Origin of the sequence: Streptomyces sp. NEAU-sy36 (assembly GCF_013423905.1) — a bacterium.
In the GTDB taxonomy this organism is placed as follows: Bacteria; Actinomycetota; Actinomycetes; order Streptomycetales; family Streptomycetaceae; genus Streptomyces; species Streptomyces misionensis.
Genome location: NZ_CP058977.1, coordinates 1,431,275 through 1,454,428, shown reverse-complemented (window position 1 = coordinate 1,454,428; position 23,154 = coordinate 1,431,275). Strand labels below are relative to the sequence as shown.

Below are 23,154 nucleotides of genomic sequence, written 5' to 3'. Positions count from 1 at the left end.
CGATGCGCAACGGTGATTGCGGGTGGTGCAGCGGCTCGGCACGATGAGGGCATGATCTCCGTGCTGGACCTCTCGCCGGTCGTGCCCGTGGTGGTGCTGCCGGACGCCTCCGTCGCCGTACCGCTGGCCCGGGCCCTGGTGGCCGGGGGGCTGCCCGCGATCGAGGTGACGCTGCGTACCCCCGCCGCGCTGGACGCGATCCGGGCGATCGCCGACGAGGTGCCGCAGGCGGTGGTCGGCGCGGGCACGGTGATCACACCGGAGCAGGTGGACGCGTGTGTCGCGGCCGGGGCGCGGTTCCTGGTGAGTCCGGGGTGGACGCAGGCGCTGCTGGACGCCATGCGGGGATCCGGGGTGCCGTTCCTGCCCGGGGTGTCGACCGCCTCGGAGGTGGTCGCGCTGCTGGAGCGCGGGGTGCGGGACATGAAATTCTTCCCGGCGCGGGCGGCGGGCGGCACGGAGTATCTGAGGTCGCTCGCGGGGCCGCTGCCGCAGGCCCGGTTCTGCCCGACGGGCGGGATCGGCCCGGCGACCGCGCCGGAGTATCTGGCGCTGCCCAACGTCGGCTGTGTGGGCGGGAGTTGGATGGTCCCGGCGGATGCGGTGGCCGAGCGGGACTGGGCCCGGATCGAGGCGCTGGCGCGCGGCGCGGCCGGGCTCAGCGCAGGTGGGACGTGTCGTTGAAGAGGCGGACGCTCGCGTTGCCGTCCGCGTAGTACGCCACCGCGGACAGGGAGGCCGCCGACAGCTCCATGCGGAACAGGGACTCGGGCGGGGCGCCGAGGGCGAGGCGGACGAAGGTCTTGATCGGGGTGACGTGAGTGACCAGCAGGACGGTGTGGCCCGCGTGCGCGGTGACCAGCCGGTCGCGGGTGGCCTCGATACGGGCGGCGGTCTCGGCGAAGCTCTCGCCGCCGCCGGTGGGGCGCGCCTCCGTGTCGGCGAGCCAGGCGTTCAGGTCGTCCGGGTAGCGGTCGCGGACCTCGCCGAAGGTCAGGCCCTCCCAGGCACCGAAGTCCGTTTCCCGCAGGCCGTCCTCGATGTGGACGTCCAGGTTCAGCCGGGCGGCGACGATCTCGGCGGTCTCCCGGGTGCGGGCGAGCGGAGAGGCGAGGACGGTCTCGATGGTGCCGCGCGCGGCCAGCGCCTCGGCCGCCCGGTGGGCCTGCTCCCGGCCGGTGTCCGAGAGGGGCGGGTTGGTGCCGCCGCTGCCGGAGAAGCGCTTCTGCGGGGTGAGGGGGGTCTCGCCGTGCCGGAGCAGGACGAGGGTGGCGGGGGCGCCGAGGTCGGGGGCGGCGGACCAGCCGCGGGCGGTGGCGCCGGGGGTGCGGGCCTGCGCCGCGGTCCCGGCCGGCTCCGCCGGACGCACGGCTCCCGACACCTCGGCCCCACCCGCCGCACCGGCACCGGCACCCGCACCCGCATGCGCAGCCACGTCGGCCGCCCCTCTTTCCACCGCGCGTACATCCACGTCAGCCGCGTCCAGCTCCGCCGTCGACGTCGTCGCCGACCACTGCTCGCCGCGCGCGCCCGCGTCCATCGCCTCGTTGGCCAGGCGGTCGGCGTGCTTGTTCTCGGCGCGCGGGATCCACTCGTAGGTGACCTGGTCCGCCGGGAACACCCCGCGCGCCTGCGTCGCCAGTGGCTTCATCGCCGGGTGCTTGATCTTCCAGCGGCCCGTCATCTGCTCGACGACCAGCTTGGAGTCCATCCGCACGTGCACCCGCGCGGTGGGGTCCAGGGTGTGGGCGGCGCGCAGGCCGGCCAGCAGGCCCCGGTACTCGGCGACGTTGTTGGTGGCGAGGCCGAGGTACTCGGCCGCCTCCAACAGCGTCCGGCCCGTCGCCGCGTCGCGGACCACCGCGCCGTAGCCCGCGGGCCCCGGGTTGCCCCGTGAACCGCCGTCCGCCTCGACGATGAACTCCCGCACGCCGTGCGCCCCTTACAGACCCGACTCGGCCGTGCGCACCAGGATCCGGCGGCAGTTCTCGCAGCGCACCACCGTGTCGGGGGCGGCCGCCCGGACCTCGTTCAGCTCGGTGATGGCCAGCTCCTGGCGGCAGCCCTGGCAGGTGCGCGCGTACAGCTTCGCCGCGCCGATGCCGCCCTGCTGCGCGCGCAGCTTGTCGTACAGAGCCAGCAGGTCCGCGGGGACGGAGGCCGCCACGACCTCGCGCTCCTTGGTCACCGCCGCGGCCTCGCGGTCGATCTCCTCGAACGCGGCGTCCCGGCGCCCGCTCGCGTCGTCGATCTTCGACTGGACGGAGGCGACCCGCTCGGTCAGCTCGTTCACCCGCTCCTGCGCGGACTCGCGGCGCTCCATGACCTCCAGGACCACGTCCTCCAGGTCGCCCTGCCGCTTGGCGAGCGAGGCGATCTCGTGCTGGAGGTTGGCGAGGTCCTTGGGCGAGGTGACGGCGCCGGAGTCGAGGCGCTGCTGGTCGCGGGTGGCGCGCTGGCGCACCTGGTCGACGTCCTGCTCGGCCTTGGTCTGCTCGCGGGCGCAGTCGCTCTCCTCGGTCTGCGCGGCCACGAGCAGGTCGCGCAGCTGGGTGAGGTCCTTGGTCAGCGACTCGATCTCGGCGTGCTCGGGCAGGGACCTCCGCTTGTGCGCGAGCTGCTGCAGGCGGACGTCGAGGGCCTGGACGTCGAGGAGTCGGATCTGGTCTGCGGGCGCGGCGTTCAGTTGGGGGCTCCCATTAGCTAGTGGTGACGGAGGACGCCGCGTGGGCGGTCCAGGGGTCGGTGACCGTCTTGGAGACGTGGACGCGGAGGTCCCAGCCGTGGCGGTCGGAGATCTCGTCGAGCTGGCTCGCGGCCAGTTCGCACCAGGGCCACTCGGTGGCCCAGTGCGCGGCGTCGAGCAGCGCGAGCGGACTGTGCGCGACGGCCTCGGAGGCCGGGTGGTGGCGCAGGTCGGCGGTGAGGAAGGCGTCCACTTCGGCCGCCCTGACCTGGTCGAAGAGGCTGTCGCCCGAGCCGCCGCTGACGGCGACGGTGCGGATGACGGCGTCGGGGTCGCCGGCCACCCGGATGCCCTGCGCGGTGGCGGGCAGCCGCTCGGCGGCGCGTGCGGCCAGCTCCCGCAGGGTGAGCGGGTGGTCGAGGGCGCACACCCGGCCGAGGCCCCGACGGCCGTTCGGATCGGTGGGGTCCGGGACCAGGGGGCGCACGACCCGCAGGTCGAGCGCGCCCGCGAGGGCGTCGGAGACGCCCGGGTCGGCGGTGTCGGCGTTGGTGTGGGCGACGTGCAGCGCGATGTCGTTCTTGATCAGCGTGTGGACGACCCGACCCTTGAAGTGCGAGGCCGCGACCGTGGTCGTGCCCCGCAGATAGAGCGGGTGGTGGGTGACGAGCAGGTCGGCGCCGAGCCGTACCGCCTCGTCGACGATCTCCCGCACGGGGTCGACGGCGAACAGGACCCGGGTGACCTCCTGGTCGGGGTCGCCCACGACCGTGCCGACCGCGTCCCAGGACTCGGCCCGCTCGGCGGGCCACAGGTTCTCCAGCGCGGCGATGACTTCAGACAGACGGGGCACGGGAAAAGGCTACCTGGCTGTTCGGCGGGGCTGAACCGCATCCGCCGGTCCCGGCCCCGCGCAGCACAGACGCCGCCGCTTCCTCGGAGGAATCGCTTTTGCGCCACCCGTATGTGTGAAGCGGCGGGCGGCCCCCCGCACGACCGTGCGCGGAAAACTAGCTTCGTCGCCGGAGGTGACCGAAGAATGACGGTCTGTGCCATCGAATCCCGGTCCGTCGGCGAGGACGACCGCTCGCCGGGTCGCGGTTGCGTGCTCACGGCGGACGGTGCGTACGCCGCCCGGCTCGCGCGCAGCGGTGACTCCTGGTTCCCGGAGCGCTGGACGCTGGACGGCCCGGAGCCGTACGCGGTGCCGCTGCCCGGGAACCAGCCGGAGGAGCCCGGCACCGAGTTGCAGCCGCTGGGCGACGGCCGGGTCCTGATCCACCGGCGGGCGGCGCGGCGGCACCTCTTCGCGCTGCTGTACCCGACCGGGCCCGGCACCGGGGAGCTGCCGCTGGGCGCGATGGAGTGCGCGGTGCCCGGCACCCGGCTCACCCTGCTGCCCCCGGCGCCGGGCGGGGCGCGGGCGTACGCCGTCTCGGTCGGCGCGCGCTCCAGCGCGGTGTGGCAGGTGGCGGGCGGGTCGTCCGGTCCGGCGCGGCTCGCCGAGGTGCCGGGTCGCTGCTCGGGCGGGGTCTGGCTGGACCGCGCCGGGCGGCTGCTGGCGCTGGACCGGGAGCTGGAGGGCCGCACCAAGACGGTCGTGGTGGACCTGGAGCGGGGCGAGGTCTCGCCGCTGCTCCAGATCGCGCCGGACAGCGACGACCGGCTGCTGCTGGCCGACCTCGACAGCGGGCTGCTGCTGATCTCCTCGGACGCCCCCTCGCCGGGGCAGGAACGATTGGGCTGGGGCATCCTCGGCTCCACCCTGCCGGTGCGTTTCCCCACGTCGCTGCGGTTGCCGGAGTGTACGGCGGTGCCGTTCGCGATCCAGCCGGGGCAGGTGCTGGAGCCGGAGGGCTGTGCGGTGGCGCTGCGCATCGACGGCCCGGTGGGCACCTGGGTGGGCCTGTGGCGGCCGGCCGAGCGCCGGGTGCGGCACCTGCCCGCGCCCAAGGGGTGGCTGACCGGGGCCGGGCTGTGGACCCCGGACGGGGTGCTGCGGCTGCCGTACGCCACCCGGGAGACGCCGTGCGGGGTGGCGGAGCTGCGGATGCCCGAGCGCGAGCCGCGCGCGGAACGACCGGCGGGCGCGGCGGGCGCGGCGGCCGAGCGGCCGGGGGAGGCGGGCCAGCCGGCGGGCCCGGGGCGGACCGGCCCGGACCCGGACGACGCGGTCGCCCGAACGCCCGGCGCGGTGTCCCGGCGGGCGGCGGAACCGGGCTCTTCGGAACCGGTGGCGGCTTCCGGGGAGCCCGCTTCACCCCGCCCGGTGCCGTTGCAGCAAGCGCCTCTGGAACGTCTTGTAACGAACTAGTGCCGGTTGGCGTGTACGCCTGGATTCGCCCGGCGGTGGGCCGGTTAAACTCGCCCGGCTGTACGAAAGATGATGTTGACGGGGTGAATACGTCCGATGAGCGACACCAGCACGACCAAGCAGCTGTCTGCCGACTCTGAGAACGCCGGCCACGGCCGGCATCGCGGTGAGGTCGCGGCCAGGGAGAGCGACACGGCTCCCCACGGCCGGCACCGCAGGACCGCCGAGGCGACCACCGAGGCGGCCGCCTGAGGCCGGACAGCGGGAAGGGAAGAGGGGGCACCGGCCGGTGCCCCCTCTTTCCGTCGCTCCCCTCGTCGGTCCGGCGTCAGGAGTGCTCCACGACGGTGTCGGCGAGCACGGGCGCGTCGCCCCGCCCGGCGACGCCCACCGCGACCCGCACCCGGCCCGCCTCCTCGCGCCACATGCGGATGCGCAGCGTCTCGCCGGGGAAGACCACGCCGGCGAACCGGGCGGCGTACGACCGCACCCGCCCCACGTCGCCGTCGAGCAGCGTGTCGACCACGGCCTTGAGCGTCATGCCGTAGGTGCACAGACCGTGCAGGATGGGCCGGTCGAACCCGGCGAGCCGTGCGAACTCGGGGTCGGCGTGCAGCGGGTTGCAGTCGCCGGACAGGCGGTAGAGCAGGGCCTGGTCCGGGCGGACGGGTCGCTCGACCACCCGGTCCGGCGGTCCGGCCGGCTCCCGGGTGCGGGCCGAGGGGCCCCGCTCGCCGCCCCAGCCGCCCTCCCCGCGCACGAAGATCCGGGCGTCGCTCGTCCACAACGGCCCCTGCTCGTCGGTCACTTCGGTGCGCAGGACGAGGACGGCGGCCTTGCCCTTGTCGTACACGGCGACGATGCGGGAGGTGGCGGTGGCGGTGCCGGCCACCGGGACGGGCCGGTGCAGGCGCAGGGTCTGCCCGCCGTGCAGGACCTTGGCCAGGTCGACGTTGACGCCCGGCATGGACAGCCCGCCGATCACCCCGGGCGCCCCGGCGCCCGCCACGGTGGCGAAGCTCGGCAGCACGTGCAGCCGGGACTCCAGGGTGTAGCGCAGCTCGTCCGGGTCGGTGGCGGGGGTGCCGGCGCCGATGCCCAGGTGGTAGAGCAGCACGTCCTTGGCGGTCCAGGTGATCGGTTCGGAGCGGGGTTCGGCGGCGAGGGCCTTGGCCGCGTCGATGGGCATGGGGCTCCTGGGGGTGTCGGGACGTCGGCACGGCCGTCCGCACCGTCGGCCGCACCGGGGTCGTCCACGGGACGGGGAACGCGTTCCGGTCCGGCGCCCCCTGTATAGCCGAGCCCTCCGTACCCGAGAAGGCCGCTGACGGTGCGCCAGTCGCGCCGGGCCGTGACATTCGTACTGCCCGGGTCCGTACATCCGCATCTGCCGGGCGGCCGGGTCCTGCTCGTACCGTCATAGCCATGACGGAGAAGGACGAGGACACCGCCGTGTCCTTCACGGGGGCGGTCCGGGCATACGGGTCCGTGCGCGCCGTGGACGGGGTGGACCTGCGGATCGGGCGCGGCGAGACCGTGGCCCTGCTGGGCCGCAACGGGGCCGGCAAGTCGACCACGATCGGCCTGCTGCTGGGGCTGTACCCGCCGGACGCCGGCCGGGTGGAGCTGTTCGGCACCGAGCCGGAGCGGGCGGTGCGGGCCGGACGGGTGGGCGCGATGCTCCAGGACGCCCGGCCGGTGCCCCGGGTCACCGTGGGGGAGCTGGTCGGCTTCGTGGCCTCCCGCTATCCGGCGCCGATGCCGGTGCCCCGGGCGCTGGAGCTGGCCGGGATCGCCGCGCTGGCCGGGCGCCGGGTGGACCGGCTGTCGGGCGGGCAGGTGCAGCGGGTGCGGTTCGCGGTGGCGCTGGCCGGCGATCCGTCGCTGCTGGTGCTGGACGAGCCGACGGCGGCGCTGGACGTGGAGGCGCGGCACGTGTTCTGGGAGGCGATGCGCGGCTACGCCCGGCGCGGCCACACCGTCGTCTTCTCCACCCACTACCTGGAGGAGGCGGACGACTTCGCCGACCGGATCGTGGTCATGGACCGGGGCCGGATCGTCGCCGACGGCACGGGCGAGGAGCTGCGGCGCGCGGCGGGCGGGGGCCTGGTCACGGTGTCCCTCGCGGGCCGCGACCCGGACGGGCTCGCCCTGCTGCCCGGCGTCCGCTCCCTGGAGGTGCACGGCGACCGGGCCCGGCTGCGCACCGACGACTCCGACGCGACGGTGGTCGCGCTCGCGGAACTGGGGGCGATACGGGGGCTGGAGGTCGCGCCCGCGTCGCTGGACGACGCGTTCCTGGCGCTCACCTCGCCGGCCCGCGACGACCGCACCGCCGGGCACGGCACGTCCGCACCCCTCGACCACTCCCCCACCGCGAAGGCTTCGTGATGCTCGCCTACGTCCGTCTGGAGATCCGCCGCACCCTGCGCGACCTCGGCTTCGTCATCGGCGGCATCGGGATGCCGGTCATGATGTACCTGCTGTTCACCAACGTCGGCGCCGCCGACCGGGCCTGGCGCACCGCCGCGATGGTCGGCATGGCGGCGTACGGCGCCGTCGGCTCCGCGCTGAACACGGGCGGCGCGGTCGCCGAGGACCGCGCGGTGGGCTGGCTGCGCCAGCTGCGGGTGACGCCGATGACCCCGCGCGAGGTGGTGTGCGGGCGCGCGCTGACCGGTGTGGTGACGGTGCTGCCCGCGATCGTGGCCGTCCTCGCGGCGGGCGGTCTGGTCAATGGGGTGCGGCTGGCGCTCTGGCAGTGGGTGCTGATCGCGCTGCTGCTGTGGGCGGGTTCGATCCCGTTCACGCTGCTGGGTCTCGGCAACGGCTACCGGCTGACCGGGCCCGCGACCGGGGTGGCCAACATGGTGTGCAATCTGGGGCTCGCGGTGCTGGGCGGCCTGTGGTTCCCGGTCGCGCTGTTCCCCGGCTGGCTGCGCGCGGTGTCGGCGTACACCCCCACCAACCGGTTCGCCGAGCTGGGCGACGCGGTCGCGCGGGGCCACGCCCCGGGGGCCGCTGCCATCATCGTGCTGACGGCCTGGCTGCTGCTGTTCGGCACGTACGCCGTGCTGTCGTACCGCCGTACGGCGGGCACGATCTGATCGGGGGGGGACGAGGGATGACGTGGTGGCGGGAAGCGGCGGAGCGGAGACGGCCGCGGGAGGGGCGCGCGTCCGCCGGGGCCGCGCGCCGGGCGGCCCGCAAGGACTGCGCGCGGGCGGACACGGAACCCGCGGGTCCGCCGGCGACGGGCTTCACCCTCCTGCCCTGGCTCCTCTTGGGACTGGGGGCCCTCTCCAACCTCCTCCAGGGCACCACGCCGAACCCCCTGGTCGGCGGCCTCGGCCTGGTCGCCTTCAACTCCCTCTACATCTACGTGACGTTCCGTTCCTTCGACCGCGCCCGCCGCGAGGCGCCGCGCACCCGGCTGGCCCTGCTGCTGATGGCCGTCCTCACCACGGGGCTGGCGCTCGGGTACGGCGGTGACTGGCTGTCGTTCTTCCCGCTGCTCGGCCTGGCCGCGGGCGCCGCGCTGCGCGGCCCCCTGCTGGGCCGTGCGGGGGTGCTGCTCGCGGTGTACGCCGGGGCGGTCGCCTACGTCCGGGGCGGCTGGGGCGATGCGTCGACCATCGGGTACGCCACGTTCATCTCCGTCATGGTGACCGCGGCGATCCTCGGACTCTCCGAGGCGGTACGGGAGTTGCGGGCCGCCCGGGAGGAACTGGCGCGGCGCGCGGTGGAGGAGGAGCGGCTGCGCTTCTCCCGCGACCTGCACGATCTGCTGGGCCACACGCTGTCGGTGATCGTCGTGAAGTCGGAGGCGGCCCGCCGGCTGGCCCCCCGCGACCTGGACGCGGCGCTGGGCCAGATCACGGACATCGAGTCGGTGGGCCGGCAGGCGCTGACCGAGATCCGTGAGGCGGTGACCGGTTACCGCGAGGGCGGTCTGACGACGGAACTCGACCGGGCGCGCTCGGCGTTGTCCGCGGCCGGGGTGGAGCCGGTGGTGCGCCGGACCGGCGCGCCGCTCGCCCCGGGGACCGAGGCGCTGCTGGGCTGGGTGGTGCGGGAGGCGGTCACCAACGTCGTCCGCCACAGCGCCGCGAGCCGCTGCGAGATCACGGTGAGCGGCGCCGCCGGACACGCCCGCCTCACCGTCGCGGACGACGGCCCCGCGAGGCCCTCCGCCCCCGGTACCGGAACCGGCCTGAAGGGGCTGTCCGAACGCCTCGCCACGGCCGGCGGCACCCTGACCTCGGGCGCGTCCCCACGCGGGGGCTTCACCGTGACCGCCGAACTCCCGGCTGCCGCCGCGGAGTCACGGCCGACGACCGTCACGGGCCGACCGGCCGCGGGGTAGCATGCGCGGCCATGTACCAGGTGGAGGCGGCATTGCCGAGTGTGGCGGAGTACCGCGCGCTCCGCACGGCGGTGGGCTGGGCGTCCCCCGACGAGGCGGTCTGCCGGCGGGCCCTCGACGCCACCGGCTTCGGGGTCGTCGCCCGGCACGCGGGCCGCGCCGTGGGCATGGCGCGGCTGATCGGCGACGGGGCCGTGTACGGCGTCGTCGTCGATGTCGCCGTCCACCCGGACCACCAGGGCGCGGGTCTGGGCCGCCGCATGGTCGACGCCCTGATGGCCTGGGCCACCGCACGGGAGATCCGCACCACGGTGCTCGTCGCCGCCCCCGACGTCGTCCCCTTCTACGAGCCCCTCGGCTTCGTCGCGGACCCGGACCGCGTGATGAGGCACGCGCCGGGCTCCCCGAGGTGAGCGCTTCGGCGGGGGCACCCGCTGTGTTCCGCTGCTGGGCGCACAACGACGCGACGGACGAGCCGCTCGCGGACGGACGGCTCGTGGAGCGGGAACGGGGCGCCGCAGCCGCCGTACCCGGTGCCGCTGCGGCGGGTGCTGGTGCAGTCGCGGGCCGCGCGGCCGGCGGCCGAGCCGTCCCTGCACGCTCTGCCGCCCGGTCTGCGGGCCTTCCCCCGGCCGGCCCGGCGGACCGGAACCGAGGCCCCCGTACGCTGGGCGCATGGACCAGGTGCCCGTTCGGGTTCTGCTTGCCGAGGACCAGGGGATGATGCGCGGCGCGCTCGCGCTGCTGCTCGGGATGGAGGAGGACATCGAGGTCGTCGCCCAGGTGGCCGCCGGGGACGCGATCGTCCCCTGTGTGCTCGACCGGCGGCCCGATGTGGCGCTGCTCGACATCGAACTGCCGGGCAGGAGCGGGCTGGACGCGGCACAGGAGCTGCGGGAGCGGGCGCCGTGGTGCCGGGTGCTGATCCTGACGACGTTCGGGCGGCCGGGGTACCTGCGCCGGGCCATGGAGGCCGGAGCGGCGGGGTTCCTGGTCAAGGACGGGCCGGTGGAGGAGCTGGCCGCGGCCATCCGGCGGGTGCTCGCCGGGGAGACCGTGGTGGATCCGGCACTGGCCGCGGCGGCGCTCAGCGCCGGGCCCAATCCGCTCACGGCCCGGGAGCGGGAGGTGCTGACCGCGTCCGTGGACGGGGCGACCGTCGCGGACATCGCCGGCCGGCTGCGGTTGTCCGAGTCGACCGTGCGCAACTACCTGTCGTCCGCCATCGGCAAGACCGGCACCCGCAACCGCGCGGAAGCGGTGCGGGAGGCCCGGCAGCAGGGGTGGTTGTGAGCCGCCGTCACGTGTGCGCGAGGCGGCGCGGCAGCCACAGCAGCATCAGCAGCGCCCCGGCCAGCAGGACGGCCGCACAGGCGCGGAAGGCCAGGGCGTAGCCCTCGGTCAGGGACTGTGGGTCGGTGCCCGCCCCGGTGCCGGTCGCGGCGACCGTCGACATCACCGCGAGGCCCAGCGAACCGCCCATGGTCCGGGAGGTGTTGATCAGTCCGGAGACGACGCCCGCCTCGCCGCTCGCCGCGCCCGAGGTGGCCAGCGCGGCCAGCGGTGTCGTCGCCAGGCCGCCGCCGAACATCATCAGGATGCCGGGGCACATGATGGCGGTGACGTACGGCTCGTGGGCGCTCATCGTCGACTGCCAGCCGAACCCGGCCACCGCCACCAGCGTGCCCAGCACCGCCACGCCGCGGGGGCCCGCCGTCCGCATCAGGCGCGGCGCCAGCTTGGAGCCGACGACCACCGCGAGCGAGCTGGGCACCAGCGCGGCGCCTGCCTCCAGCGGGGAGTAGCCGAGCACGTTCTGCGCGTACAGGGTCATGAAGTACCACATGCAGAACATCGCCGAACCGGACACCAGCATCGCCGCGTTCGCCGACGCCACCGCGCGCCGCCGCAGCAGTCCGAGCGGCATCAGCGGGGCCGCGGTGCGCGCCTCGGTCAGCAGGAACAGCGCGATCAGCAGCACCCCGGCGGCCAGCGGAACGAGGGTGGCCGCGGACGTCCAGCCCGCCTCCTGGGTGCGCGAGATGCCGTACGCCAGCGTGCCGAGGCCCGCCGTGACCAGCAGCGCGCCCGGCAGGTCCAGGCGCCGTCCGTCCCCGGCCCGGCTCTCGGTGAGCCAGCGCGCCGAGCCGGCCAGCACCACCGCGCCCACCGGCACGTTGATCAGCAGCACCCAGCGCCAAGACAGCGCGTCCACCAGCACCCCGCCGACGAGTCCGCCCGCGGCGCCGCCGCCCGCTCCGACCGCGGCCCAGGTCGCGATGGCCCGTGCCCGGGCGGCGCCCTCCGGCACCGCGGCCGTCAGCAGGGTGAGCGTGGAGGGCGCGAGGACCGCCGCGCCGAGGCCCTGCGCGGCGCGGGCGAGCAGCAGCTGCCAGCCCTCCTGGGCGAGGCCGCCGCCCAGCGAGGCGAGGGTGAACAGGCCGAGGCCGACGAGGAACATCCGCTTGCGGCCGTAGAGGTCGCCGGCCCGGCCGCCGAGCAGCATGAAACCGGCGAAGGCGATCGCGTACGCGTTCACCACCCATTGCAGTCCGGACGGGCTGAGGCCGAGGTCCGCGCGCATCGACGGCAGGGCGACGTTCACCACGGAGACGTCCAGCACCACCAGGAACTGTCCGGCGCAGGCCAGCGCCACCACCAGCCAGGTGGGGGATGTCGTACGGCGGGATATGAGGGGTGGGGTGTCGGCGGTCTCCAGCATGGGTGTCATGGTCTCAGGCCGCTTGCGGTCCTTGCATCGGCATTTCGGACCACGGGACCTACTCCGCGCGGACTACGCCGCGGACCACCCCGACCGGCCCCCGCGGCTGCCGGACCGGCTCGAACCGCGCCTGACGCAACGTCAGAAACCAATAGGATGGTCAAATAAACATTAGAAGCCCGAAGCAACGGAATAGTTGCGCGTGCATACGAGGTTTACCCGGCACTTATGTCTACGGGAGGCCGCACTCAATGACCCACACGACGACCGAGGAACCGCGGGGCAAGGCGAGCGGGGCCGTCGTCCCGGTGCTCGCCTTCGCGGGCATCGTGGTCGCGGTGATGCAGACCCTGCTCGTGCCGGTCATCAAAGACCTGCCGCAACTGCTGCACACCGCGCCCAGCAACGCCACCTGGGTGCTCACCTCGACCCTGCTGTCCGGCGCCGTCGCCACCCCGATCATGGGCCGGCTCGGCGACCTGTACGGCAAGCGGCGCATGCTGATCGCCAGCCTCGCCGTGATGGTGATCGGCGCCCTGGTCAGCGCGCTCACCAGCCAGCTGCTCACCATGATCGTGGGCCGTACCCTCCAGGGCTTCGCGATGGGCGCGATCCCCCTCGGCATCGGCCTCATGCGGGACATGCTGCCGCGCGAACGGCTCGGCTCCGCCATGGCCCTGATGAGCTCCTCCATAGGCGTGGGCGGCGGCCTCGCCCTGCCCGCCGCCGCCCTGGTCGCCCAGCACACCGACTGGCACGCGCTGTTCTACGGCGCCGCCGGCCTCGGCGTGCTCGCCATCGCCCTGACCCTGCTCGTCGTGCCCGAGTCCCCGATGCGCGCACGGGGCTCCTTCGACCTGCCCGGCGCGCTCGGCCTGTCCGCCGGTCTGGTGCTGTTCCTGCTGCCCATCACCAAGGGCAGCGACTGGGGCTGGGCCTCCGGCACCACCCTCGGCCTGTTCCTCGCCGCGGTCGTCGTGCTCGTCCTGTGGGGCCTGTACGAGCTGCGTGCCGCGGCGCCGCTGGTCGATCTGCGCACCACCGCCCGGCCCGCCGTGCTCTTCACCAACCTGGCGTCGATCATGGTCGGGGTCGCGTTCTACGTCGTCTCGCTGGTCCTGCCCCAGCTGCTCCAGCTCCCCGAGGCCACCGGCTACGGCCTCGGCCGGTCCATGGTCGTCGCCGGTCTGTGCGTGGCCCCGCTGGGCCTGACGATGATGTTCACCGCGCCGGTCTACGCCCGCCTCTCCGCCCGCTACGGGCCCCGGACCACCCTCATCATCGGCCTGGTGGTCATCGCCGTCGGCTACGGCGGCGGGCTCGGCCTGATGAAGGCGCCCTGGGAGACGATCCTCACCTCCGTGATCCTCGGCGCGGGCATCGGCCTCGCCTACTCCTCCCTGCCCGCCCTGATCGTCGGCGCGGTTCCCGCGTCGGAGACCGGCGCGGCCAACGGCCTCAACACGCTGATGCGGTCCATCGGCACCTCCGTGTCCAGCGCCGTCATCGGGATGGTGCTGGCCAACACGGCGCACACGGTCGGGGGCGTCGCCATCCCCACGATGCGCGGGTTCCGGGTGTCCTTCCTCATCGCCACGGGCGCGGTGGCGGTCGGCCTGGTGATGGCGCTGTGCCTGCCGAGGACCGGCCGCGCGGCGCAGCAGCACGTGCAGCTGCGCGCGAGCAGCGAGGAGGACGCCGCGCTGGAGCGGGCCGAGGAAGCGCTGCGGGGCTTCCGGGGGCGGGTGCTGGACCCGGCCGGGGTCCCGGTGGCCCGGGCCAAGGTGACGCTCATCGACCGGCGCGGCCGGCAGGCGGGTTCGGCGGTCTCCGCCGACGACGGCGCCTACGAGCTGGCCGTGCCCGGGCAGGGGGCGTACGTCCTCGCCGCGCGGGCGGCCGGATACGGGCCGCTGGCCTCCGCCGCCACGCACTCCGGCGAGGAGCGGGCCGTCGAGGTGGACCTCTCCCTGCCGGGTGAGGCGGTGAGCGTGTAGCACGCGCCGTGTGGGGGCGCCCCCGTGCGCCCCAGCGCGACCGGGTGCGGCAGCATGGGGGCCCGCATGCTGCCGTGTCCCTGAACTGGAAGGCGTCCCCATGGCCACCGTCCCCAAGCCCGAGATCCTCGCCGCGTTCGAGGCGGCCAAGGGGTTCATGCCCGTGGACGAAGGGCTCGCCCTGTACGCGGCGGCGGTCGAGGCCGGCGCGCTGGGACTGCCGTTGCTGGAGGTGGGCACGTACTGCGGGCGGTCCACCGTGCTGCTCGCGGACGCGGCCCGGTCGGCGGGGGTGACCGCGCTGACCGTGGACCACCACCGGGGCAGCGAGGAGCAGCAGCCGGGGTGGGAGTACCACGACCCGCAGACCGTGGACCCCGAGGTCGGTCTGATGGACACGCTGCCCACCTTCCGGCGGACGCTGTTCAAGGCGGGCCTGGAGGACCACGTGATCGCCCTGGTGGGACGGTCGCCGCAGGTCGCGAGCGTGTGGGGCACCCCGCTGGGGTTCGTGTTCATCGACGGCGGGCACACCGACGAGCACGCGGGCGCCGACTACGAGGGATGGGCGCCGCACGTGGCCGAGGGCGGCCTGCTGGCCATCCACGACGTGTTCCCCGAGCCCGCGGACGAGTTCACCGGGCAGGCGCCCTACCGGGTGTACCTGCGGGCGCTCGGCTCCGGCGCGTTCACCGAGGTGGCGGTGAACGGCTCGCTGCGGGTGCTGCGGCGCACGGGGGCGGGGATCTGAGGCCCCGGTTAGAGTCGCTGACGTGTCATACACAGGCCCGGAGTTCGAACCCCCGCAGCAGCGCCGCCGCCGGCGCGGTCCGCTCGTCGTGACGCTCGCCGCGCTGGCGGCCGGCGCGCTGGCCGGCTGGCTGGCGTACGAGACGGCGGGCGGCGGTGGCGGGCACGCCGACGCCGCCCCCTCGCCCTCGCCCTCCCCCTCCGCGTCCGCGTCGTCCGGCGCCGACGGCAAGGCCGCCGCACCGCTTGAGGGCAAGGTCGTCGTCATCGACCCGGGGCACAACCCGGACAACTTCCGGCACCCGGCCGAGATCAACCGCCAGGTGGACATCGGCAGCAACCGCAAGGAGTGCGACACCACCGGGACCGCCACCGACGACGGTTACGCCGAGGCGTCGTTCACGCTCGACGTGGCGCACCGGCTGCGGGCGCTGCTGGAGCGGCAGGGTGCCACCGTGCGGCTGACCCATGACGACAAGGGCCCGGACTGGGGGCCGTGCGTGACCGAGCGGGCCGCGATCGGCAACAAGGCGCACGCGGACGCGGCGATCTCGATCCACGCGGACGGGGCGCCGGCGGGCGACCGGGGCTTCCACGTGATCCTGCCGGGGGCGGTGCACGCGGGCGCCGCCGACACCCGGCCGATCGTGGCGCCCTCCCGCGATCTCGGCAAGCGGATCGCGGGGAGCTTCCTGCGGGTGACCGGCGAGCCGCCGTCCAACTACATCGGCCACGGCACCGCGCTGGACACCCGCACCGATCTCGGCGGTCTCAATCTGTCAACGGTTCCCAAGGTGTTCATCGAATGCGGCAACATGCGCGATACCAAGGACGCGGCACTGCTGACCAGCGGCAGCTGGCGACAGAAGGCCGCGCAGGGGATCTCTGAGGGAATCGTGAGTTTCCTGGGCGAGTCCTGACCAGGGCCGTGACCAGCCGGACAGCCGGATCTCGCGGACGGTAGTGTCTAGCGACGACGAGACGACTCACGAAGGACCTGAAGTGAACATCCGCTCCCTCACTAGAGGCGACGGCGTGGTGATCGGAGCAGCGGTGTTGCTGTTCATCGCGTCGTTCCTCAATCTCTACTCCTACTCGGCCTCCGGCTTCTCGGACAGCCAGAGCGTGTGGGACAACCTGGGGACGGGCCTCGGCACGTACATGGGGGCCGTCATCGGTGCCGCGCTGATCGTCCTCAACCGCTGCATGCCGCAGCAGCGCAAGGTGCTGGGCCTCGACCTCGGCATGGTGGGCACGGGATTCACGGTTCTCGCCGCGTGGACCCTGTTCTGGACGCTGGTGGACGTGCCGGACCACATCGACGCGGGCGCCGGCCTGGTGCTCGGCTTCGTCGCGGCCCTGGTCCTCGCCGCCGCCGCCGTCGCCACCCCGCTGCTCCCGCCCCTCCAGGGCGCGCTGATCCCGGCCCCCAAGCCGGTCGCCCCGCAGCCGTACGGCGCGCAGCCGCCCGCGGGTTACGGGTACCCGGGCGCCCAGCAGCAGCCGTACGGCGCCCAGCCGCAGCAGCAGGGGCAGCCGTTCGGGCAGCCGCAGCCGGCCGCCGCGCAGGCTGCCGCACCGCAGCCCGCGCCGGCGGACTTCTCGCCGTTCTGGTTCGCGGTGCCGGTGACCCGGCCGCTGTTCGCGGAGGACGGCTCGCCCACACCCGTCGCCGAACTGGCGCCGGGCACCTGGTACTTGGCGGTCGAGCAGCGCGGTGCCGCGCTGGTCGCGCAGACCCAGGACGGCCGCCGCGGCGTGCTCCAGGACACCTCGGGCATCCAGCGCGGCTGAGCCCCGAAGCGTGACGGCCCCCCGCCCTTGCAGGCGGGGGGCCGTTGTCGTACAGACGGTTCAACTCCTCGGCCACGCGGGCCACTCAGGAACCGCTGCGGAGCTGGCTCGCGCTCGGCACCTTGTTCTGGACCGGGGCGCCCGCGCTCTTGCCCGCGTCCTTCACGTTGTTGATGACGTCGTTGAAGCTGTTCGCCGCGTTGGTGTCGCCACCGCGCAGCTTGGCCGGCAGGTCGCGCAGGTTCTCGATGCTCTTGCTCAGCGGGGCGAGCGCCTTGGACAGCGTGGGGTCGCCCTTGGCGTTGTGCTCGGCGGCCTTGAGCCGGTTGTAGGCGAACAGACCGGCGACACCGGCCTTCACCAGGGCCGTCTTGCGGCCGTGCGCGCCCTTCTTGAACTTGCCGGCCTTCCACGGCTTCACGATCCACTGGTAGGTGGCTCCGGCCGCGAGACCCGCGTTGGCCACGAACCGGGTCTTGGCGAACTTCTGCCGCTCGGCGGGCGTGGTGGGACTGGGCTCGGCCGCCCGCTGGTCGAGCGCCGCGGCGGTGACGGTCTTGGTGCCGGCATGGGAGCCGGCGTTGGTGTTTCCGCAGGCCGTGGCGCCGGCTACCAGCGCACAGCACAGGGTCAGCGCCACGCAGAGGCGCCGTATCGGTACAGGCACGGGGTCCTCCCGGCGTGTCTTTCCGAGTAGGGGGCTTCCTACGCCAGCGTCACTCCGCGCGGGCGGTTACGCCACTCGGGGGACGCGGCCCCGGGCCGCCGCCGCGGTCAGCGGCAGCAGTCCGGGTCCAGGCCGGACGGGAGGCGGTCGCCGCCGAACACCGCGCAGGTGGCCTCGTGTCCGCCCAGCGCGGCGACCGCGAGCAGCAGGGAACCCGCCGTCCAGGTGGTCAGTTCCCGCGGCCAGACGACGTCGTCCTCGAAGACGTAGCCGGTCCAGTACAGGCCGGACTCCGGGTCCCGCAGGTGCTGGATGGACTTCAGGATCTCCAGCGCCCGGTCGGACTCGCCCACCGCCCAGAGCGCGAGCGCCAGTTCGCTGGACTCGCCGCCGGTCACCCACGGGTTGGGCACGACACAGCGCACGCCGAGGCCGGGCACGACGAACCGGTCCCAGTCCCGGGCTATCCGCGCCTCGGCCTCCGCTCCGGTCAGGGCGCCGCCGAGGACCGGGTAGTACCAGTCCATCGAGTAGCGGTCCTTGTCCAGGAAGCGCTCCGGATGCCGGCGGATCGCGTGCCGCAGCGCGCCCACCGCCAACTCCCAGTCGGGCTGCGCCTCTTCGCGCTGCTCGGCGATGGCGAGGGCGCAGCGCAGCGCGTGGTGCACGGAGGAGCTGCCGGTCAGCAGGGCGTCGGCGGTCGGCGTGCCGTCGTCCTCGCGCCGCCAGCCGATCTGCCCGCCGGGCTGCTGGAGGGCGAGCACCCACTCCACGGCCGCGTACACGCACGGCCACATGCGGTCCAGGAAGGTGTCGTCGCCGGTGGAGAGGTAGTGGTGCCAGACCCCGACGGCTATGTACGCCACGAAGTTGGACTCGCGGGCGCGGTCGGTGACCTCGTCGTGGGCGCCGTCGGCGTAGGCCGCGTACCAGGAGCCGTCCTGGTTCTGGTGCCGGGCGAGCCAGAGGTAGGCACGCTCGGCGGCCTCGTGCTCGCCGGCCGCGTCCAGGGCCATGGCGGCCTCGGTGTGGTCCCACGGGTCCAGGTGGTGACCCCGGAACCACGGGATCGCGCCGTCCTCCCGCTGACCGGCCAGGATGCCGCGTACGGTCACGGCGGCCTGCTCGGCGGTGAGGACCCCGGGCAGGACGAGGTGTTCTGTCCGGGGGGTGGTCACTGGGCGGCCGCCTCCTCGGCGAGCCGGGGCAGGTGCGGCTTGGTCGCGTAGACCACGAAGCTCTTGCCCATCACCGGGTTGAGCGTCCGCTCGGCCAGCCGGGTGGCCAGCGGCTTCTTCATGATGTCCCAGACCAGGAGCTTGTGGTACGCGCGCACCGGCAGCGCCTTGTCGTTGTCGACGCCGAAGGCGCACTTCAGCCACCAGTAGGGGGCGTGCAGGGCGTGCGCGTGGTGGCTGCCGTAGGGCTTGAGGCCGGCCTCGCGGACCTTGGCCACCAGTTCGTCGGCCTTGTAGATGCGGATGTGGCCGCCCTCGACCTCGTGGTAGGCGTCGGACAGCGCCCAGCAGACCTTCTCCGGGCCGTAGCGGGGCACGGTGATCGCGATCCGGCCGCCCGGTTTGAGCACGCGCACCATCTCGGCGAGCACGCCCTTGTCGTCGGGGATGTGCTCCATCACCTCGGAGATGATCACGACGTCGAAGGACTCGTCGGGGAAGGGCAGTGCGAGCGCGTCGCCCTCCATGGCGGTGGCGGTGGCGCCCTCGGGGGCCTCGCCCTCCTGCTCCATCGCCGCGAACCACTTGGCGACCTCGCGGATCTCCTCGGCGCTGCGGTCCAGGGCCACGACCCGGGCGCCGCGCCGGTAGCACTCGAACGCGTGCCGGCCGGCCCCGCAGCCGAGGTCCAGGACACGGTCGCCGGGGGCGAGCGGGAACCGGGAGAAGTCGACGGTCAGCACGTGGCCCTGCTTTCGGAAGAGACGCCTGCGGGGTTTGCCGGGGCCGCGGAGCGGCCGGGAGTCTGGGTCGCGGAGCCGTCGCCACCGGACGCGGGGGGCCCGGGGGCCACGGCGGGTGCGCCGGGCGCGGAACGGTCCTGCACGGGCCCGGGGCGCCCGGCAGCGCCCGGGGAGCGCGCGGGGCGGTCGGCGCGCGCCCGGTGCGCGGAGCGGGCGATGGCCTCCCGGTACCGGGCGACCGTGCCCTGGGCCGCGCGCGCCCACGTGAAGTTGGCCAGCACCCGTTCGCGGCCCGCGTCGCCGAGCCGCAGCCGCAGCTCGCGGTCGCCGAGCAGCCGGCCGAGCGCGGCGGCCAGCGCCCCCGCGTCGCCGGGCGGCACGGCCAGGCACGTCTCGCCGTCCCGTCCCGCCACCTCGGGGATCGCGCCCCCGGTGGTCGCGACCAGCGGTGTGCCGGTCGCCATCGCCTCGGCGGCGGGCAGCGAGAACCCCTCGTACAGCGAGGGCACGCAGGCGACCTCGGCGGACCGGATCAGGTCGACCAGTTCGGCGTCGGAGATGCCCTTGACGAACTCCACGGCGCCGTCGAGGCCGTACCGCTCGACCGCTTGGGCGACCGGGCCCTCGGTGGGGCGCTTGCCGACGACGACGAGGTGGGCGGCCGGATGCTCGGTGCGCACCTTGGCCAGCGCCTCGACCAGGAACACCAGCCCCTTGAGCGGGACGTCGGCGCTGGAGGTGGTGACAATGCGTCCGGGCACCTGCGGGACGGCCGGATCCGGCGCGAACAGGTCGGTGTCGGCGCCGATGTGGACCACGTGCACGCGGTCTTGCCGCACCCCGAGGTGGTCCACGATCTCCTGCCGGGAACTGCCGGAGACGGTGAGCACCGAGGGCAGCCGGCGGGCGACGCGCTTCTGCATCCGGGTGAAGGCGTACCAGCGGCGCACCGAGTACCGGCGCTGCCAGCCCTCGGCCGCGTCCAGCTCCAGCTGCCGGTCGACGGTGATGGGGTGGTGGATCGTGGTGACCAGGGGCGCGCCGATGTCGCCGAGCAGGCCGTAGCCGAGGGTCTGGTTGTCGTGGACGACGTCGAACTCGCCGCGCCGGGCCCGCAGATGGCGGCGGGCGCGCAGCGAGAAGGTCAGCGGTTCGGGGAAACCGCCGGTCCACATCGTGCCGACTTCGAGGGCGTCGATCCAGTCCCGGTACTCGTCGCGGCCCGGGGTGCGGAAGGGGTCGGGCTGGCGGTAGAGGTCGAGGCTGGGCAGCTCGGTCAGGGTGAGCGCCGGGTATCCCTCGTCGAGCACCGGATAGGGCTGGGAGCCGATGACCTCGACGCGGTGTCCGAGGCGGGCCAGTTCGCGCGAGAGGTGCCGTACATAGACGCCCTGCCCGCCGCAGAACGGGTTCCCCTTGTAGGTGAGGAGCGCGATGTCGAGCGGTTTCCCGCCGTCGGCGGCCGAGTCCTCGCGGGCACCCGCTTCCCGGGCCTCAGCGGTCACTCCGTGCCCCCTTCTGCCAGCACTGTCCCGCGAGACTACGACGGGACGCTAATCTAGAACAAGTTTCAGACTTGATCGTTCAAGAGGCTCTGAATCTACCGGCAGGTAGGGGTGCTGTGAGCAGTGGATCAGGTGATTCGCGCCACGGCGCGCGGCTCCGCCATGCTGCCTGATCACATGCCCTGTCGGCGCCCTCACCGATTGTCACGGAACGGGGACCCATGCCTGCGCAAGCCAGTACCTCGCGTCCCGCCTCGCCACCCCTCACCGCACGGCAGGAGGACCGCCGCCGCCGCATCCTGCGCGCGAGCGCGCGGCTGGCCGGCCGGGGCGGCTTCGACGCGGTGCAGATGCGCGAGGTGGCCGAGTGCTCCCAGGTGGCCCTCGGCACGCTGTACCGCTACTTCCCGTCCAAGGTGCACCTCCTGGTGGCCACCATGCAGGACCAGCTGGAGCGCATGCACGGCACCCTGCGCCGCAGGCCGCCCGCGGGCGAGGCGCCCGCCGAGCGGGTGGCCCGGACGCTGATGCGGGCCTTCCGCGCGCTCCAGCGCGAGCCGCAGCTGGCCGACGCCATGGTCCGCGCCCTGACCTTCGCGGACCGCAGCGTCAGCCCGGAGGTGGACCAGGTCTCCCGCCAGACGACGGCGATCATCCTGGAGGCCATGGGGCTCGAAAACCCCACCGACCGGCAGCTCTCGGTGGTCCGTGTCATCGAGCACACCTGGCACTCGGCCCTGATCACCTGGCTGTCCGGGCGGGCCTCCATCGCCCAGGTGCGGCTCGACATCGAGACGGTCTGCCGGCTGATCGACCTGCCGGAGCCGGCCGCGGCGGACCGCTGACGACGGGGCCCGGAGGTGATCGGGACGGCCTCCACCGACGGGTCTCGGTCGCCGTGAGCGCGGGTTCGACGGCGTCGGTGTCCGGGTGAGCGTGGCGGCGACGAACTGTGGGACGTTCCACGCACCACGGCGGCCACCACGCCGACCGGCTCCCGGCGTACCAGCGGCGGACCGAGGACCCCGGCCCGCCGCTCCTCGTACACGTGCTCCCGCCCGCCCCCGCAGCGCCGCGTCCCGCACCGTCATGGCGGCGGGTTCCTGGGCGAGAACGTTCCAGGAGTACGGCGAGCCGTTCTCGGCGGATATCCGCGGAGCTGACTCGACCAGACCCAAAGGGCCACCCGACCGGAATCACCCCTACGGAAGACATACCACGAAACCTCAGATAATCCTCAAATAAGATTTATTTCGCTTGCTCACTCCCGGCAACCGTGGAACCATTCGAATGAGATCACGAACCAATTTGGGGGGTTTCAAATGGGTCGCAAACTCATCACTTCGATCGTCACCGGAGCTGCCGCCATCGGCATCCTGGTGTCCACCATCCCCAACGCGCAGGCCGCAACAAAGTCTTCCGGCTACGTGAAGCTCACGAAGTGGGCACCCAATTGCCAGGCGAAGATTACCGTCGATGACAACGTCAAGAACAAGGTGCGTGGCACTGTCTACCTGAAGTGCACAGGCCAGGCCATCCTCACGCCCTACGTGGCGTTCTACCGAGGGAAGGACTACATCCTTCCCAAGAACGTCAGCCCTGGCCCCCGAATCGTCGGCACAAAGGAATTCAAGTACAGCACGACCACGGACGACAAGCCTGGTACGCAGTGCTACAAGGGGAACCTGACGATCGTATTCCCCCAGCATCGGAACCAGGTCTCCTTTATAAAGACCGGCTGCCTCAACACCTGACCCACTGTCCCAACCGTTGCCTCTGGCTGGCTTGAGGGGCCACCAGTATTTCAATGGGTGACAACGCCTAGCCGGTCTCCTCGCCCTGCTCGCCAATCCGCTCGCCTCCTGGCAGCCGGCCGAGCACATGGTGGCGGAGCCGGTGCCGGAGAGCGATCCGGTGACGTGCGCGGCGGTGTGCACCGCGGGTGGCCGCGACGGGCCTCGGGCTGGTACACAACAGCCCCATGGACCCCCTGCGGCGGCTGCTCGCCGAACGCGCCTGCGAGCGCCTGATCGTCGATTTCGTGCACCGCCTCGACCTCGGCGAACCCGCCTCGGTGGCCGAGCTGTTCACCGAGGACGGCAGCTGGGAGTGGCCGCCGCCCGGGGACGGGCGCCGGGTGCGGGGACGGGCGGCGCTCGGGGAGTACTTCGGCGCCCGCCCCGCCGACCGGCTCTCGCGCCGTCTGATGTCCAACATCCTGGTCACGGTGGTCACGGAGGACACGGCGACGGCGGTCTCGTACTTCTCGACGCACCGCGTCGACGGCTACGCCGGCGGCCTCGTGCCCGCCGGGCCGCCGGTCCAGGTCGGGCACTACGAGGACACCTTCCGGCGAACCGGCGACGGCTGGCTGCTGGCCTCCCGGGTGCTGCGCCTGCCCTTCGGCGGCCCCACCCCCGCGCTCCGCTGAG

24 protein-coding genes and 1 pseudogene are annotated in these 23,154 nt (G+C 73.7%); 15 read left to right on the top strand and 10 right to left on the bottom strand.

What is annotated here, in order from left to right:
• Nucleotides 1-51: 51 nt before the first annotated feature.
• Nucleotides 52-684, top strand: coding sequence for a bifunctional 4-hydroxy-2-oxoglutarate aldolase/2-dehydro-3-deoxy-phosphogluconate aldolase (gene eda / locus HZZ00_RS06575; protein ID WP_180331323.1), 633 nt, complete (start codon nucleotides 52-54; stop codon nucleotides 682-684).
• Here the strand turns inward: eda and HZZ00_RS06570 are convergent.
• Genes HZZ00_RS06570 through HZZ00_RS06560 form a run of 3 tightly spaced genes read right to left on the bottom strand, consistent with a single transcriptional unit; the run spans nucleotide 659 to nucleotide 3,539 of the window.
• Nucleotides 659-1,930, bottom strand: coding sequence for a bifunctional RNase H/acid phosphatase (locus tag HZZ00_RS06570; protein ID WP_180331322.1), 1,272 nt, complete (start codon nucleotides 1,928-1,930; stop codon nucleotides 659-661). The genes eda and HZZ00_RS06570 overlap by 26 nt on opposite strands.
• 12 nt (nucleotides 1,931-1,942) lie before the next feature.
• A complete protein-coding gene (locus tag HZZ00_RS06565) occupies nucleotides 1,943-2,686 on the bottom strand; it encodes a zinc ribbon domain-containing protein (RefSeq protein ID WP_180333408.1) in 744 nt (247 codons plus the stop codon).
• Between the two features lie 13 nt (nucleotides 2,687-2,699).
• Nucleotides 2,700-3,539, bottom strand: coding sequence for a Nif3-like dinuclear metal center hexameric protein (locus HZZ00_RS06560; RefSeq protein WP_070027567.1), 840 nt, complete (start codon nucleotides 3,537-3,539; stop codon nucleotides 2,700-2,702).
• Nucleotides 3,540-3,725: 186 nt separating this feature from the next.
• Here HZZ00_RS06560 and HZZ00_RS06555 point away from each other — a divergent pair, with 186 nt between their 5' ends.
• On the top strand, nucleotides 3,726-5,000 hold the full coding sequence (locus tag HZZ00_RS06555; RefSeq protein WP_180331321.1) for a hypothetical protein: 1,275 nt from the start codon (nucleotides 3,726-3,728) through the stop codon (nucleotides 4,998-5,000).
• A 96-nt stretch (nucleotides 5,001-5,096) separates the two neighbouring features.
• Nucleotides 5,097-5,252, top strand: a complete 156-nt coding sequence (locus HZZ00_RS06550) for a hypothetical protein (RefSeq protein WP_180331320.1) — start codon at nucleotides 5,097-5,099, stop codon at nucleotides 5,250-5,252.
• Nucleotides 5,253-5,328: 76 nt separating this feature from the next.
• Here HZZ00_RS06550 and HZZ00_RS06545 read toward each other — a convergent pair whose 3' ends face one another.
• Entirely contained in the window at nucleotides 5,329-6,189 is an 861-nt protein-coding gene (locus HZZ00_RS06545; protein WP_180331319.1) for a MaoC/PaaZ C-terminal domain-containing protein, read from the bottom strand.
• Nucleotides 6,190-6,425: 236 nt separating this feature from the next.
• Here HZZ00_RS06545 and HZZ00_RS06540 point away from each other — a divergent pair, with 236 nt between their 5' ends.
• The 5 genes from HZZ00_RS06540 to HZZ00_RS06520 all read left to right on the top strand — a co-directional run bounded on the left by HZZ00_RS06540 (nucleotide 6,426) and on the right by HZZ00_RS06520 (nucleotide 10,659).
• The gene (locus HZZ00_RS06540; protein ID WP_180331318.1) at nucleotides 6,426-7,391 is read left to right on the top strand and encodes an ABC transporter ATP-binding protein; all 966 of its coding nucleotides are present in this window, start codon (nucleotides 6,426-6,428) and stop codon (nucleotides 7,389-7,391) included.
• Entirely contained in the window at nucleotides 7,391-8,107 is a 717-nt protein-coding gene (locus tag HZZ00_RS06535) for an ABC transporter permease (RefSeq protein WP_180331317.1), read from the top strand. The genes HZZ00_RS06540 and HZZ00_RS06535 overlap by 1 nt, the downstream gene beginning before the upstream one ends.
• A gap of 17 nt (nucleotides 8,108-8,124) precedes the next feature.
• Nucleotides 8,125-9,366: a sensor histidine kinase gene (locus tag HZZ00_RS06530; RefSeq protein ID WP_180331316.1), complete on the top strand. Its 1,242-nt coding sequence runs from the start codon at nucleotides 8,125-8,127 to the stop codon at nucleotides 9,364-9,366.
• An 11-nt stretch (nucleotides 9,367-9,377) separates the two neighbouring features.
• Nucleotides 9,378-9,779, top strand: a complete 402-nt coding sequence (locus HZZ00_RS06525) for a GNAT family N-acetyltransferase (protein ID WP_180331315.1) — start codon at nucleotides 9,378-9,380, stop codon at nucleotides 9,777-9,779.
• Between the two features lie 262 nt (nucleotides 9,780-10,041).
• Nucleotides 10,042-10,659 carry a response regulator transcription factor gene (locus tag HZZ00_RS06520; protein WP_180331314.1) on the top strand — a complete coding sequence of 206 codons (618 nt, stop codon included), beginning with the start codon at nucleotides 10,042-10,044 and terminating at the stop codon, nucleotides 10,657-10,659.
• 7 nt (nucleotides 10,660-10,666) lie between these two features.
• On the opposite strand, the gene HZZ00_RS06515 is transcribed toward HZZ00_RS06520, so the two are convergent.
• The gene (locus HZZ00_RS06515; RefSeq protein ID WP_180331313.1) at nucleotides 10,667-12,097 is read right to left on the bottom strand and encodes an MFS transporter; all 1,431 of its coding nucleotides are present in this window, start codon (nucleotides 12,095-12,097) and stop codon (nucleotides 10,667-10,669) included.
• Between the two features lie 242 nt (nucleotides 12,098-12,339).
• Between HZZ00_RS06515 and HZZ00_RS06510 the strand changes: the two genes are divergently transcribed.
• From HZZ00_RS06510 to HZZ00_RS06495, 4 genes are all read left to right on the top strand, one after another.
• Nucleotides 12,340-14,085 (top strand): MFS transporter, encoded by a 1,746-nt coding sequence (locus HZZ00_RS06510; RefSeq protein WP_180331312.1) that lies wholly within the window; start codon nucleotides 12,340-12,342, stop codon nucleotides 14,083-14,085.
• 100 nt (nucleotides 14,086-14,185) lie between these two features.
• Nucleotides 14,186-14,836 (top strand): class I SAM-dependent methyltransferase, encoded by a 651-nt coding sequence (locus tag HZZ00_RS06505; protein ID WP_070027573.1) that lies wholly within the window; start codon nucleotides 14,186-14,188, stop codon nucleotides 14,834-14,836.
• A gap of 22 nt (nucleotides 14,837-14,858) precedes the next feature.
• Nucleotides 14,859-15,755, top strand: coding sequence for an N-acetylmuramoyl-L-alanine amidase (locus HZZ00_RS06500; protein ID WP_180331311.1), 897 nt, complete (start codon nucleotides 14,859-14,861; stop codon nucleotides 15,753-15,755).
• An 82-nt stretch (nucleotides 15,756-15,837) separates the two neighbouring features.
• Nucleotides 15,838-16,629, top strand: coding sequence for a DUF5336 domain-containing protein (locus HZZ00_RS06495; RefSeq protein WP_180331310.1), 792 nt, complete (start codon nucleotides 15,838-15,840; stop codon nucleotides 16,627-16,629).
• 85 nt (nucleotides 16,630-16,714) lie between these two features.
• Here the strand turns inward: HZZ00_RS06495 and HZZ00_RS06490 are convergent, their stop codons facing one another.
• The 4 genes from HZZ00_RS06490 to HZZ00_RS06475 form a co-directional block, all read right to left on the bottom strand.
• The gene (locus HZZ00_RS06490) at nucleotides 16,715-17,296 is read right to left on the bottom strand and encodes a hypothetical protein (RefSeq protein WP_180331309.1); all 582 of its coding nucleotides are present in this window, start codon (nucleotides 17,294-17,296) and stop codon (nucleotides 16,715-16,717) included.
• A gap of 107 nt (nucleotides 17,297-17,403) precedes the next feature.
• Nucleotides 17,404-18,474, bottom strand: coding sequence for a prenyltransferase (locus HZZ00_RS06485; RefSeq protein WP_180331308.1), 1,071 nt, complete (start codon nucleotides 18,472-18,474; stop codon nucleotides 17,404-17,406).
• Nucleotides 18,471-19,217, bottom strand: coding sequence for a class I SAM-dependent methyltransferase (locus HZZ00_RS06480; protein ID WP_180331307.1), 747 nt, complete (start codon nucleotides 19,215-19,217; stop codon nucleotides 18,471-18,473). Before HZZ00_RS06480 ends, HZZ00_RS06485 begins: the two co-directional genes overlap by 4 nt.
• On the bottom strand, nucleotides 19,211-20,722 hold the full coding sequence (locus tag HZZ00_RS06475; RefSeq protein ID WP_180331306.1) for a glycosyltransferase family 4 protein: 1,512 nt from the start codon (nucleotides 20,720-20,722) through the stop codon (nucleotides 19,211-19,213). Before HZZ00_RS06475 ends, HZZ00_RS06480 begins: the two co-directional genes overlap by 7 nt.
• A 221-nt stretch (nucleotides 20,723-20,943) precedes the next feature.
• Between HZZ00_RS06475 and HZZ00_RS06470 the strand changes: the two genes are divergently transcribed.
• Complete coding sequence (locus HZZ00_RS06470) at nucleotides 20,944-21,567, top strand: TetR family transcriptional regulator (protein ID WP_180331305.1); 624 nt, start codon at nucleotides 20,944-20,946, stop codon at nucleotides 21,565-21,567.
• 93 nt (nucleotides 21,568-21,660) lie between these two features.
• On the opposite strand, the pseudogene HZZ00_RS38225 reads toward HZZ00_RS06470, so the two are convergent.
• Nucleotides 21,661-21,888: pseudogene (locus HZZ00_RS38225) on the bottom strand (aldehyde dehydrogenase); the annotation flags it as partial.
• Between the two features lie 156 nt (nucleotides 21,889-22,044).
• Between HZZ00_RS38225 and HZZ00_RS06465 the strand changes: the two are divergent.
• Both HZZ00_RS06465 and HZZ00_RS06460 read left to right on the top strand, forming a co-directional pair.
• Complete coding sequence (locus tag HZZ00_RS06465; RefSeq protein ID WP_180331304.1) at nucleotides 22,045-22,476, top strand: hypothetical protein; 432 nt, start codon at nucleotides 22,045-22,047, stop codon at nucleotides 22,474-22,476.
• A gap of 227 nt (nucleotides 22,477-22,703) precedes the next feature.
• Nucleotides 22,704-23,153: a nuclear transport factor 2 family protein gene (locus tag HZZ00_RS06460; protein WP_180331303.1), complete on the top strand. Its 450-nt coding sequence runs from the start codon at nucleotides 22,704-22,706 to the stop codon at nucleotides 23,151-23,153.
• The last annotated feature ends 1 nt before the right edge of the window (nucleotide 23,154 follow it).